Raw genomic sequence first — 12,512 nt, 5'->3', positions numbered from 1 at the left:
TTACCCCGCCGGTGGTGGCACCAAACGACGCGTCCTCACCACCGGCTCACTCGGTGAGCCTGCTGCGGAGGAACTCGAGCGTGCGCGCGAGAAGTCGCGACACGTGCATCTGGGAGATGCCCACACGCTCGGCGATCTGGGTCTGCGTCATGTTGCCGAAGAAGCGCAGGATGAGCACCCGGCGTTCTCGCTCGGGCAGGCTTGCGAGCAGTGGTTGGAGTGACTCGTGGAACTCGACGTTCTCCAACTGCACGTCGTCCTCGCCGACGGTCTCGGCCAGCGGCAGCGTGCCCTCGTCGTCGTAGGCGGCGTCCATCGACACCGACTGGTAGGCGTTGCCCGCGAGCAGGCCGTCCCACACGTCCTCGGGGGAGAGGTCGAGTTCGGCGGCGAGTTCACTCGGAGTCGGAGCCCGGCCGAGCCGCTGGGCCAGTTTGCCGCTCGCCTGGCTCAACGACAGGTGCAGCTCCTTCAGTCTCCTGGGAACCCGGACCGCCCAACTGGAGTCGCGGAAGTGGCGCCTGACCTCGCCCATGATCGTGGGCACGGCGAAGGCGACGAACTCGGTGCCCCGGGACGCGTCGAAGCGGTCGATGGCGTTGAGCAGTCCCAGCCTGGCGACCTGCACCAGATCGTCCCGCGGCTCACCACGGCCGACGAAGCGCCGGGCGATGTGCTCGGCGAGTGGGAGGCAGCGGGTGATGATCTCGTCGCGTACGGCCGTCCTTCGCGGATCATGCGGGTCCAGTGCGGCCAGTGTGTTGAACAGTGGAGCGAGATCCTCGTATCCGCTTGAGCCTCCCGCTTGTTCGCGCGCCTGCACGCGGGATTGCTCGTCAGGGGTCACGGGAGCGTGGCTACCCCGCCGCGAGGGGGGCCACACCCCCGCAACGGCTGGTCGGGCGAGGGGGCTTGACACGTCCGGCACCGCTCCGGGAGCCCTCTCCGGTACTCGCGGTCAGTGACAATCGACGCTGGTCAGCTCGCAACGGCGTCACCCGATGGCATGACGCTACGAGCGATCCCGCGGGCCGCTGCCGAGCGTCGCACGGGCGAGCGAGGAGGACCGACCGCGTGGGTGGGTGATTATGTATCCACTGTGGACGTTTGTCCAGTGTTGTTACCGGCTGTGTTCACTAATCGTTGTGCTTGCGACATGAACGGCGCTGGGCGTACGGTCTGAGGCGGTGGTTGTGACCCAGCCGTGCCGGGAGAATCCGTTCAGACGGAAGGCGGCGACCGGATGGCGTGCACGAAGGACGACGTCGACGTACAGGTCGACCGGCCGGTGGTCGGGCTGGTCGTGATCAGGGTTGTCGGCGAGGTCGACATCCTCGGAGCGCCGAAACTCCGTGAGCGCGTGGAAGCCGTCCTCCCCGGCGTGCGTGCGCTCGTCCTGGATCTGAGCCGCACCACCTTCTTCGGCGCCGCCGGACTGTCGGTGCTGGTGCACACGTCCGCTCTCGCCGAGCGGCTTCGCGTGCGCTGGGCGTTGGTGTGCCCCGCCGTGATACTGCGACTCCTGCGGATCACCGACCTCGACCGCGAGTTGCCGGTGTGCGCGGATTTCGCCGAGGCGGTGCTGACGGCCACGGCGCCGTCTCCCGCGCTCTCGTGACGGTCCTCCCGGATCACCCGGCGTGTCGCGAGCGGTAGGTGCGCATCTTCTGCCGCGCACCGCAGACGTCCATGCTGCACCAGACGCTGTTCTGGGCGGGAGATCGGTCGTAGAACACCCACCGGCAGTCCTGGTTGCGGCAGACCTTGAGTCGCTCCAGTTCGCCGGTCAGGCCGGATGTGAAGACCAGTGCGAGGCACTCGCCGAGGTAGGTGTCGAGCGGGCCGGTCTTCTTGGGAGGGAGAACGGGTTCCCCCCGCGACGACCACCGGGGCGGCGCCAGCAGCGACTTCGCGAGCTTGTTGAGTTCGGACGTTCGTTCCTGGCCGTCGAGGTGGTCTCGCACGGTCTCCCGCAGCTTCAGCAGCAGCTCGTGTTCCTTGCGGTTGAGCTCACCGGCGTCCACGCCGGTCGCTCGCAGCCACGCGGAGGCACTCGCGGCCGTGATCAGTGCGTCCTCGGTGTAGAGCAGCCGTGCCGAGTTGCAGAGTTCCTCCAGCTTCTTCAACTCGCCCGGCGCCTCTGTCCTTGGGAACGACATGTCGACGATGTTACCGTCTGAAGGTCTAAGACGGTAACTGGGGAAGGATTGGACATGGCGATTTGGGAACTGCCGGAGCGATTCGAGACGCCGGGCGGCACGGTGCGGTGGGGGCGGTTCGGTAGCGGACGCCCCGTCGTGTTACTGCACGGTACGCCGTTCTCGTCCTGGGTGTGGCGGGACGTGGCGACCGCGTTGGCCGACCGGTACGAGGTCTTCGTGTGGGATCTACTGGGGTACGGCGAGTCGGAGCAGCGTGACGGTCAGGACGTGTCGCTGCGGGCGCAGGGGGAGATCTTCGCGGCCCTGCTCGACCACTGGGGGCTGACCGCCCCAGATGTGGTCGCGCACGACTTCGGCGGCGCGGTCTCGCTGCGCGTCCACCTGTTGCACGGCGCGCGCTACCGCAGTCTTGCCCTGGTGGACGTCGTCGCCCTCGCGCCGTGGGGATCGCCGTTCTTCCGCCTCGTGGCCGATCACGCGGCCGTGTTCGAGCAACTGCCTCCGCGGCTGCACGCGGCACTGGTGCGTGAGTACGTCGCGGGGGCCCTGCACCGGCCGACGTCCGCTGCCGTCCTGGACCGTCTGGTGAAACCCTGGCTCGGTCGGCGGGGACAGGCCGCGTTCTACCGGCAGATCGCCCAGGCCGACCAGCGGTACACCGACGAGATCGAGGAGCGCCTCGGTGAGTTGGAGCTGCCCGTGCTGGTGTGCTGGGGTGAGGACGACGAGTGGCTGTCACCGCAGCATGGTGACGAGCTGGTGCGCCGCATCCCGGGTGCGCGGCTGCGCCGGATCGCCGATGCGGGACATCTGGTGCAGCACGACGCCCCCGCCGCGCTGACCGCGGCGCTGCTCGACTTCCTGGGTTGATCCGGCGGGCGGGTCAGTCGCGGGGAGAGACGAACGTGCCCTTCGACTTCAGTGTCTGCACCAGCCCGCGCTCCCGCAGGATTCTCGTGGCCTTGCGTACCGTGTCCAGGGCGACGCCGTATTCCTCGGACAGGGCGCGCTCGCCGGGGATACGGCTTCCGGCCGGCCATTCGCCCTTGTCGATGAGACCTGCGAGATGGTCGGCGAGCAGAACGTATTCGTACCCCGTCTTGTTGTCCGGGTTGTACTTCTTCCGTTCGGGACCGTTCATGGCAGCACGATAGAACTGCGCCGCGCTGCGCTCACGTGCGGACCGCGGCGCGACGCGGCGCGCAGCGTCGGCTCCGTTCCGTCAGGCCGGACTTGGCACGCTGGTGCGCTGCTCGGGGATCGGGCTGGTGGCGATCTGGCGGGTCACCTCCAGCAACCTCGTGGCCGCCTTCTCGGCGTCGGCCGCCGAGAACCGTACCGCGGGAGCCGTGACGCCGATCGCCACGGGAAGGCGCGTGCCGGGCAGCGGAGCGGCGACACACCGGCTGTCCTCGTCGGTGCTGGTCACATAGCCCTGTCGCCGTGCCTCGGCGAGTTCGGCGAGCAGGGTGTCACCGACGGTGTCCTGGCCGCTCGCGTTGCCGGCGAGCTCGCGGGTCTGGGCCTCGGTGAACCGGCTGACGATCGCGCGGCCGAGTGCGGTGGCGAACAGTGTCTCCCGGGATCCCCTGGCCGAGGCGAACCGGACCTGCTTCCGGCTCTCCACGACATCGAGGTAGACGACGTGATCACCGTCCAGAATGGCTAGATTGACCGTTTCGCCGAATTCGTCGCGTAGCTTTTCCAACCACGGACGAGCGCGTTCCCTCAGCACTTCCAGGTGTCGTGACTGCATGCCGACGAACCCGAGCCCGAGCCGGTAGAGGCCGGTGGTGCCGTCACGCTCGACATAGCGGTGGGCTTCCAGGGTCCACAGGTAGCGGAACGCCGACGACTTCGGCAGTTCGGTTTCCTGGGCGACCTCGATGAGGGACGCACCCTCCACGGATTCCTGTAGCAGGTTGAGGATCGAACAGACCCGCTCGACGGCGCGAACGGTGTAGTCACGCTCCTCGCCTCTGCTGGTGTTGTCCGCGTAGTCGTGGTGTCCCTGGCCGCGTCGTGCTGGCACGCCTGCTCCCTGCGAATTACGGATGACGTGTTGCAAAACTCTAGTGGTTGTGCTGTTCCGGAGCAGGGGGCCAGAAATGGAGGTCCGTACGATTTTCCGGGCGAGTATTCCGGTATTGCCGCGCACGGTGGTGCTCGGCCGGTAACGACTCGTTCGCTCCGGCGATATTGATTCTGGTGCCGCCTGCTTTATTGCAGCGACGGGGGTGGACCCATCGGCATCCTCGGTGGGTCCGCTGTGAGGTGAATTGCATTTGCGGAAAATAGCCCGTTTGGTGGTAGCAGCTTCCGTGCCGGTCCAGGAAGCTGGTGCGGCGTCGATCGTGGTGCGGTCGCGCAGCTGGGGGTTTGCGGGATGTGTCCGCCTGCTGTGACCTGTCGCTGCCACGACGAGGCGGAAACCGTTCCCAAACCTCGCAGACGATGCCGATGTCAATTCATGAGGCCGCGTCGCGGGCCGGTGTGCCCGCGGCCCGGGAGGCGCACCCGGTCACCGTTGACGGGCCGGCCGCGCCGAGTCCTGGTTTGTTACGCCAATCAGTTCCGGAGGGAGCAGGCGAACCGATCTGGGATCTGATGCGCCGGGTTCGCAAACTACGCGGACTGACGCAGTATCAGCTCGCCGATCGGCTGGCGGAACTTTCGAACAACTCCAGTGTGAGCCGCGACGAGGTGGCCAGGTGGGAGCGGGGCAAGCGTGTTCCCGGCCCCTACTGGCGCCAGTGGCTCAGCGTCGCGCTCGACGTGCCCTCCGACCAGTTGCTCGAGGCTGTCCGGTGCGGGCGGATCAGGAGGGCGTCGCGGTGACCTGTTGAAAGGTGCGTCAGGTGCCGCGGTGTAGCGCGCTGCCCACGTAGCGTGCTACAGTCTCGACGGCTGTCGCCGCGGGACCGTTCATCGTGCGACGGCGGCCGTGGTGGTGCGGCCGGGACTGCCCCTTCCGGCCCGGCCGCACCGCCCTGCACCAGCACACCGAACGTCGCGGGCGACGTCACCGCTCCAGGGGGGAAGGCATGGCAGAAGAAAGCCTGGAAAGCCGGGAGAGCCGGGAGAGTCGTGGACCGCGTGGTCACTGTGCCGCGCGAGGTGGGTGGCGTTCAGGCGCGACTCGGCGATGTGGCACGCCGTTCGTATGGTGTCCTGCCACGGGCGGCAGGTGTCTGGCACCGCCCAGGGTGGGCCTCAGGAGGCGTCCTTGGTGAGCTGCCGCGCGAGATCGGCAAGGATCTCCGCCGACTCCTCGGGGGAGAGGGCCGACCGCCACGCCTGCTCCCAGAGCGCCCGGAAGACGGCGAGGGCCTCGGGGCTCTCGTAATGGATGCGATCGACCGGAGTGCTGACGTACACCACTTCGGAGAAGTCCTGGATGACCTCCGGCGGCAACAGCAACTCGGTGAAGCCGCCTGTGGCTCCCGCCGGCCTTCCGCCGCTGTCCGGCAACACCCGGATCTCGATGTTCTCCCGGTTCGCCAGTGACGCCAGCGCACCGAGCTGCTCGCCGAGGACGAGTGGGCCTCCGACGGGGCTGCGCAGGGCCGACTCGCCCAGTACGCAAGCCAGGCGGGGTGCGTCGGCTCGGTTGAGGACGGCCTGCCTGCCACGCAGCATGCGCAGGTGCAGTGTCAGCTGGTCGGCCCGGTGGTCGGTGAGTCCGGCGCGTAGCAGGGCCTCGGCGTAGGCGGGGGTCTGCAGGAGCTCCGGCACGTGCTGTGGTTCGAAGATCCGCAGGTCCGTGGCCGAGTACTCGAATCCGGCGAGCAGAGCCATGGAGCGGGGTGGGAAGTGCTCGGGGAACTCGTCCTCCCACCAGTCGGGCGAGTGCATCTCGACGCGGTCGCGTAGCTGCCGGTAGTACGTGGCGCGTTCACCGTGGCCGTAGGCGTCGAGCATGATGTCGAGGCTGTCGTGGCTCGGCAGATAGCGGCCCATTTCGTAGTGTCCGATGGTCGCGCGGCTCTTGCCGATCCTGCGAGCGATCTCGCTCTGGTTGGAGTTCTCGCTCGTCTCACGCAGCTTCTTCAGTCCTTGGGTGAACGCCCACTCCGCGACGACGTGGCTCACCTCGACCAAGGGCCTCACCTTTCGGCTACGGGTGAAGTGGACGGTCTTCACCCGAATGGACCACACCGCGCTGTAGCGCGCTAGCTGGGTAGCGCGCTACATTCGATGTGGCTACGGACGGTTGAACACTTGTCACGTTAGCCCCCGGCGACGTCGGCCGTGGGGAACCCCCTCGCCTGGTCACGTCGCCGGGCCTGCGCGACGGAAAACGGTGAGGACAGGGTGGGGGCCCGTGCGCGAACGCGGCGCGTCAGGCGGCGACGCCGACGCCGGAGGTGAACTCCGGCCACGTTGGCCCGGGGTCGTCGGTCACCGCAGCGTGGGGGACCACACGCCGCTCACCGTGGCCGTTCTGGACACGCGGCTGCGGGCTCTTGAGTGTGTCACCGGGTCCGGTCCGGCCGTCGAGCGTGTGAGGCGTGAGGCGGCCGACGTGGAGCGCTGGGAGTCGCGTCGCCGTCGGCGCCACGTGCGGTTGTGGGTGGTGTGCCTGGAGGTCCGCGCCGCCGCATGCGATGCCGTCGAGGCCGAATTCCGACTGAGCCGCTACGTGCGCAGGCCCCAGCATCGGATCGGTGACGTCCCCGTGCTCCGGCATACCGGCGTGCCCGAGCCCGATGCCTCCGGGGGTGACGACCTGGCGACCTATCCGAGTGGCGCGCGGGCGTGCCGCCACGATCGGACGCCGTTCGGGGAGCTGGAGCGGGCTCATGTCGCCGCCTATGTCCAGGGGCTCGCTCTGGCGCGGGCTCGGCTGCTGGAGCCCTCGGTGGCGGTGGGCCCCGCGAGGGCGGACGACGGGCCGTCGCTGTGCGCCGACGACCCCGAGCTGCGCTTGTGGCGGGTACGTCACCGGGTGCTGTGCCTGGCCGGTCCGGGGGAGGCGCCGGCCCGCGCGGCGGAACTCGCCGCGACGGTCGTCGACGACGCGGGGCGGACCGCCGCCCGGGTTGTCGACCTTCGAGCTGACGACGGTTACGTCGATGGCGAGGGGCGACGGGTGCATCCGGCCGCGATGCTCCAGCCTCACGCCGCGACGGCTCTGTGGGACGACTACGACGCGGTCGAAGCCGATCTCGGGCAACCGTCGGTGGTGGCCGATGTGCTCGGGAGGGCCGCTGTCGCGGTGTGGAAGAAGTTCGCCGACGAGGCGCGGTCCGTGTTCCGGTGAACGGAATGCGGCTAGGTGGAAAACTATGCAAGCATCAGGCTCCCGCGTATGCTCGGACATGAAGCCGACGGACTGTCATTCATGTTTTGTCGGCCGGCCGTGCGCCTGCATCCCTCCCCAAGGCGCACTGGCAGTGAAGTGTCCCGGTGCTGAACCCCCAGCAGCACCGGGACACTTGTTTGGGTGCCACCGGTTTCGTCCGCATCGGCAGCTCTTCGTCGACGGATCCGGACTTCGAACGTTTTGTCGTGGCGCGTTCGTCTCCGCATTTCTCGCTGGTCGCGAAGGGGTGGGCGGAGCGTGCTGGGAATCCGCTGTGGGCGCGTCGGTTTTGTTGTCGTTGGGCCGCCTTGTCGTGGTGTCCTGGTTGTTCATGGCGCAACGAGTTGCCGGATGCGGCACACAACCGATGAGAAATCAAACTCACACTCGGCCGACATGATCACCAAGGGTGTCTTCTTTCGAGAATCACCATCGGTGGTGCTGCTCTGGTCGGGTGAACGGTGATTTCCTGTGCCGGGTGATCCGGACTCCCCTCGACGTGACAGCGCCGCAGGCCTGAGGTGGTTGTCCTGCGCAAAGCCCGGACCACGGCTTTCTTTCGTGTCGGAGATGTTCGCCGGGTGTGTCGCATTTCCCGGTACCGGCCGAATTCGGCACCGAATCCCGCCCTTCCGAGTTGTACGGCGGGTGAGAATCCGGGTCACGCAAAAGACCCATCGCTGCCGACGTAGTGCTCCCGGAGGTCGAGCCATGGCATATTGCGGAGATCATCGTCGATGTGTTGCAATCGGGCCCGGTCGTCCCGGAGTCGGGAAATCGGCTGCCGGGGAGGCCGAGTCGTGCGCGTGGAGAAAGTGACTCCGGAGTGCGGTTCGTTCCGGTCCGGGTATGCGGTTCGGCGTGCCTGGAAAATGTCGTTCCCTGCGTGTCTGCGTTGAGGAGGAATGACGACGAAGAAGTCGTGGAAAAAGCATTCTGGTCGAGCGTGGAAGGAATGTGTGATGGAAGGTTCGAGGCCCGCCCCCGCCCGGGTGGGACAGGCGGAGACCGAGAACAGCGGCCGGCCTGAGGCCGATGCGCACCCAGCGCAGGAGTTCGGGCACGATCCGCTCACCGTGCGCGACACCGACCACTACACCAGCGAGTACGTCAGAGGCTTCGTCGAGAAGTGGGACGAGCTCATCGACTGGAAGAAGCGCTACGAGAGCGAGGGCAGCTTCTTCGTCGACCTGCTCAGGTCCTACGGCGCGAAGTCGGTGCTCGACGTGGCCACCGGGACGGGTTTCCACTCCGTCCGGCTCGTCGAGGAGGGTTTCGACACCGTGAGCGTGGACGGCAGCGCGGAGATGCTGGCCAAGGCATTCGAGAACGGCCTCGACCACGGGGGCCACATCCTGCGAGTCGTGCACGCCGACTGGCGGTGGCTCAGCAAGGACGTCCCGGGGCAGTTCGACGCGGTGGTCTGCCTCGGCAACTCGTTCACCCACCTGTTCTCCGAGCGAGATCGGCGCAAGGCGCTCGCCGAGTTCTACGCCGTGTTGAAGCCGGACGGCATCCTGGTCATCGATCAGCGCAACTACGACGCCATCCTCGACGGCGAGTTCTCCGGTGAGCACACGTACTACTACTGCGGCGAGGAGGTCACGGCGGAGCCGGAGTACGTCGACGAAGGTCTCGCGCGGTTCCGCTACCGCTTCCCGGACGACTCGCAGTACCACCTCAACATGTTCCCGCTGCGCAAGGATTACCTGCGCAGGTTGTTGAGGGAAGTAGGGTTCCAGCGCGTGGAGACCTACGGAGACTTCCAGGAAACGTTCAGAGCGGACGATCCCGACTTCCTCGTCCACGTGGCGGAGAAGAGCTATGTCCCCGCAGGTGCTCGACAGAAGCGGTACTCGGCGGCGGTCGTGGTCGCTCGCGACTACTACGACTCGGACGACGCCGACCACTTCTACTACTCCGTCTGGGGCGGTGAGGACATCCACATCGGCCTCTACGCCGACGAGCACGAGGACATCGCGACGGCGAGCAGGCGCACCGTCGAACACATGGCCGCCAAGGTCGGTCTCACGCCGTCGACCCGGGTACTCGACATCGGCTCCGGCTACGGTGGCGCGGCGCGTCACCTCGCGAGAACGTTCGGTTGCCGGGTCACGTGCCTCAACCTCAGTGAGGTGGAGAACGAGCGCAACCGCCGCCTCACCGAGGAACAGGGGCTGTCGGCACTCGTCGAGGTGGTGAACGGCTCGTTCGAGGACCTGCCGTTCGAGGACGACGAGTTCGACGTCGTCTGGTCACAGGACGCGATGCTGCACAGCGGCGACCGCGTCCGCGTGCTGGAGGAGGTCGCACGCGTGTTGCGACCGGCGGGTGAGTTCGTCTTCACCGACCCCATGGCGTCGGACGACTGCGACCGGGCGGTGCTGCGGCCGATCCTCGACCGCCTGCGTCTGGACAGCCTCGGCTCGCCGGGTTTCTACCGCCGAGAACTGAGCAAACTCGGTTTGTCCGCAATCGAGTTCGACGACCACACGGAGCAACTGACTGTTCACTACCGGCGAGTGCTGGAGGAGACCCAGCGGCGTCACCAGGAGATTTCCTCCCGTGTCAGCGAGACCTACCTCACGCGCATGAAGATCGGTCTCAAGCACTGGGTCGACGGTGGACGGGCCGGTAACCTCGCTTGGGGCATATTCCACGCGCGCGCCTGACGTGGAACTCCGGGAGGCGAACGGCGAATTGTCAGCGACGAGAGACGAGGATGCATAAGTGACTGCTAATCGAAGGCTGTTCACCAGTGAGTCCGTCACGGAGGGCCACCCCGACAAGATGTGTGACGCCATCAGCGACACCATCCTGGACGCCCTGCTGGCCGCAGACCCCAGCAGCCGGGTCGCGGTGGAGTCCCTCATCACCACCGGGCAGGTGCACGTGGCCGGTGAGGTGACCACCGAGGCGTACGTGGACGTGCCCACGTTGGTGCGTGACACGATCCTGGAGATCGGCTACGACTCGTCGGCGAAGGGCTTCGACGGTGCCTCGTGCGGCGTGAACGTGGCCATCGGTTCGCAGTCGCCCGACATCGCGCAGGGCGTGGACACCGCCTACGAGACCCGGTTGGAGAGCGCGCTCGACGAGCTCGACCGCCAGGGTGCGGGTGACCAGGGGTTGATGTTCGGCTACGCGTGCTCGGACACCCCGGAGCTGATGCCGCTGCCCATCGCGCTGGCCCACCGCTTGTCCCGCCGGCTGACGGCGGTCCGCAAGGACGGCACGGTGCCGTACCTGCGGCCGGACGGCAAGACGCAGGTGACCATCGAGTACGAGGGTGACCGCCCGGTGCGGCTGGACACCGTGGTGATCTCCAGCCAGCACGCCGAGGGCATCGACCTCGACGGAATGCTCGCTCGTGACCTGGTGCAGCACGTCATCACCCCGGAGATCGAGTCGCTGGGGCTTGACGCCGCCGAGCCGAGGACGCTGATCAACCCGACGGGCCGGTTCGTGGTGGGTGGTCCGATGGGGGACGCGGGGTTGACGGGTCGCAAGATCATCGTCGACACCTACGGCGGTATGGCGCGGCACGGTGGGGGTGCCTTCTCGGGTAAGGACCCGTCGAAGGTGGACCGCTCGGCGGCCTACGCGATGCGGTGGGTCGCCAAGAACATCGTCGCCGCCGGGTTGGCCGAGCGCGCCGAGATCCAGGTGGCGTACGCCATCGGTAAGGCGGCGCCGGTGGGGTTGTTCGTGGAGACCTTCGGTACCGAGAAGGTCGATCCGGCCAAGATCCAGGCTGCGATCACCGAGGTGTTCGACCTGCGTCCGGCCGCGATCATCCGCGACCTCGACCTGTTGCGGCCGATCTACGCGCCCACGGCGGCCTACGGTCACTTCGGTCGTACCGACCTCGACCTTCCCTGGGAGAGGACCGACCGGGCGCCCGCGCTGAAGGACGCCGCGAGGGCGTGATCTTCCGAGGGCGCTCACTCCCTTCGAACCGTTCGACGGCGCGCTGCCGGGGGCCGAGAGCCTCGGCCACCCTGGCGAGCCCGCCCGTTGCTTCCAGTTCCCGAGGTCCACGACACCCCACCAGGAGTGTGTTTGCATGCGCATAGCGGTGACCGGCTCCATCGCCACCGACCATCTGATGGTCTTCCCCGGAAAGTTCGCCGACCAGTTCGTGACCGACCAGCTCGACAGGGTGTCCCTGTCGTTCCTGGTCGACAAGCTCGACATCCGCAGAGGTGGCGTGGCAGCCAACATCGCGTTCGGTCTGGGCAGCCTCGGGATGACACCGGTGCTGGTGGGCGCGGTCGGCCAGGACTTCGACGACTACCGCTCGTGGCTGGAACGGCACGGGGTCGACACCAGGTCGGTGCACGTGTCACAGACCAAACACACGTCGCGGTTCCTGTGCACGACCGACCAGGCGCAGGCGCAGATCGCGTCGTTCTACGCCGGGGCGATGGAGGAGGCCCGTGACATCGAACTCCAGGCCGTGGCCGACCGCGTGGGCGCCCTCGACCTGGTGATCGTCGCGCCGAACGACCCGGTGGCGATGGTGCGTCACACCGAGGAGTGCCGGGCGCGGGGCATCCCGTTCGCCGCCGATCCGTCCCAGCAGTTGGCGCGCATGGACGGCCCCGAGATCCGCGTCCTGGTGGACGGCGCCGCCTACCTGTTCACCAACGAGTACGAGACGTCACTGCTGCTGAAGGAGACGGGCTGGACCGAGGCGGAGGTCCTCGACCGGGTCGGGTGCTGGGTGAAGACCTACGGGCCCGACGGCGTGCGGATCGAGTCGAAGGACGCCGTTCCCCTGGCCGTTCCTGCGGTGCGGGTGGTCGACGAGGTGGACCCGACGGGGGTCGGCGACGCCTTCCGCGCCGGTTTCCTGTGGGGCCTTGCCGCGAAGCTCGGGCCGGAGCGATCCGCGCAGGTCGGGTGTACCCTGGCTGCCATCGTCCTGGAGACTGTCGGCACGCAGGAATACACCCTGGATCGGGCGGAATTCTCCAAACGGGTGGCCACGACCTACGGCAACGACGCCGCGGCCGAGATCGAATCCAAGCTGCGGGTGTGAA

General features: G+C 67.5%; 12 protein-coding genes. 7 read left to right on the top strand and 5 right to left on the bottom strand.

The features are described from left to right. Positions 1 to 46: 46 nt before the first annotated feature. Positions 47 to 847 (bottom strand): SigB/SigF/SigG family RNA polymerase sigma factor, encoded by an 801-nt coding sequence (locus SACCYDRAFT_RS17500; protein WP_043536603.1) that lies wholly within the window; start codon positions 845 to 847, stop codon positions 47 to 49. A 396-nt stretch (positions 848 to 1,243) separates the two neighbouring features. On the opposite strand from SACCYDRAFT_RS17500, the gene SACCYDRAFT_RS17495 reads away from it, so the two are divergent. After that, positions 1,244 to 1,618 (top strand): STAS domain-containing protein, encoded by a 375-nt coding sequence (locus SACCYDRAFT_RS17495; RefSeq protein ID WP_005458205.1) that lies wholly within the window; start codon positions 1,244 to 1,246, stop codon positions 1,616 to 1,618. A gap of 13 nt (positions 1,619 to 1,631) precedes the next feature. Here SACCYDRAFT_RS17495 and SACCYDRAFT_RS17490 read toward each other — a convergent pair whose 3' ends face one another. Next, positions 1,632 to 2,159: a CGNR zinc finger domain-containing protein gene (locus SACCYDRAFT_RS17490; protein ID WP_005458204.1), complete on the bottom strand. Its 528-nt coding sequence runs from the start codon at positions 2,157 to 2,159 to the stop codon at positions 1,632 to 1,634. Positions 2,160 to 2,213: 54 nt separating this feature from the next. Between SACCYDRAFT_RS17490 and SACCYDRAFT_RS17485 the strand changes: the two genes are divergently transcribed. Further along, complete coding sequence (locus tag SACCYDRAFT_RS17485) at positions 2,214 to 3,032, top strand: alpha/beta fold hydrolase (RefSeq protein WP_005458202.1); 819 nt, start codon at positions 2,214 to 2,216, stop codon at positions 3,030 to 3,032. Between the two features lie 13 nt (positions 3,033 to 3,045). On the opposite strand, the gene SACCYDRAFT_RS17480 is transcribed toward SACCYDRAFT_RS17485, so the two are convergent. Both SACCYDRAFT_RS17480 and SACCYDRAFT_RS17475 read right to left on the bottom strand, forming a co-directional pair. Beyond that, positions 3,046 to 3,303 (bottom strand): GntR family transcriptional regulator, encoded by a 258-nt coding sequence (locus SACCYDRAFT_RS17480; protein WP_005458200.1) that lies wholly within the window; start codon positions 3,301 to 3,303, stop codon positions 3,046 to 3,048. A gap of 81 nt (positions 3,304 to 3,384) precedes the next feature. Beyond that, a complete protein-coding gene (locus tag SACCYDRAFT_RS17475; protein ID WP_005458198.1) occupies positions 3,385 to 4,194 on the bottom strand; it encodes an IclR family transcriptional regulator in 810 nt (269 codons plus the stop codon). A gap of 575 nt (positions 4,195 to 4,769) precedes the next feature. Here SACCYDRAFT_RS17475 and SACCYDRAFT_RS17470 point away from each other — a divergent pair. Next, positions 4,770 to 5,000, top strand: a complete 231-nt coding sequence (locus SACCYDRAFT_RS17470; RefSeq protein ID WP_005458196.1) for a helix-turn-helix domain-containing protein — start codon at positions 4,770 to 4,772, stop codon at positions 4,998 to 5,000. A gap of 375 nt (positions 5,001 to 5,375) precedes the next feature. On the opposite strand, the gene SACCYDRAFT_RS17465 is transcribed toward SACCYDRAFT_RS17470, so the two are convergent. Next, a complete protein-coding gene (locus SACCYDRAFT_RS17465; protein ID WP_043536601.1) occupies positions 5,376 to 6,263 on the bottom strand; it encodes a helix-turn-helix domain-containing protein in 888 nt (295 codons plus the stop codon). A gap of 223 nt (positions 6,264 to 6,486) precedes the next feature. On the opposite strand from SACCYDRAFT_RS17465, the gene SACCYDRAFT_RS17460 reads away from it, so the two are divergent. From SACCYDRAFT_RS17460 to SACCYDRAFT_RS17445, 4 genes are all read left to right on the top strand, one after another. Next, on the top strand, positions 6,487 to 7,425 hold the full coding sequence (locus SACCYDRAFT_RS17460; protein WP_005458191.1) for a hypothetical protein: 939 nt from the start codon (positions 6,487 to 6,489) through the stop codon (positions 7,423 to 7,425). A 1,004-nt stretch (positions 7,426 to 8,429) separates the two neighbouring features. Further along, a complete protein-coding gene (locus SACCYDRAFT_RS17455; RefSeq protein WP_005458189.1) occupies positions 8,430 to 10,139 on the top strand; it encodes a glycine/sarcosine N-methyltransferase in 1,710 nt (569 codons plus the stop codon). 58 nt (positions 10,140 to 10,197) lie between these two features. Continuing rightward, positions 10,198 to 11,397, top strand: coding sequence for a methionine adenosyltransferase (metK, locus tag SACCYDRAFT_RS17450; protein WP_005458187.1), 1,200 nt, complete (start codon positions 10,198 to 10,200; stop codon positions 11,395 to 11,397). A gap of 136 nt (positions 11,398 to 11,533) precedes the next feature. Further along, positions 11,534 to 12,511 (top strand): carbohydrate kinase family protein, encoded by a 978-nt coding sequence (locus SACCYDRAFT_RS17445; RefSeq protein WP_005458185.1) that lies wholly within the window; start codon positions 11,534 to 11,536, stop codon positions 12,509 to 12,511. Position 12,512: the final 1 nt, after the last annotated feature.

Source organism: Saccharomonospora cyanea NA-134 (assembly GCF_000244975.1).
GTDB classification, from domain to species: Bacteria; Actinomycetota; Actinomycetes; order Mycobacteriales; family Pseudonocardiaceae; genus Saccharomonospora; species Saccharomonospora cyanea.
The sequence above is the reverse complement of the archived record's forward strand: the minus strand, read 5'-3'. Positions and strand labels throughout refer to the sequence as shown.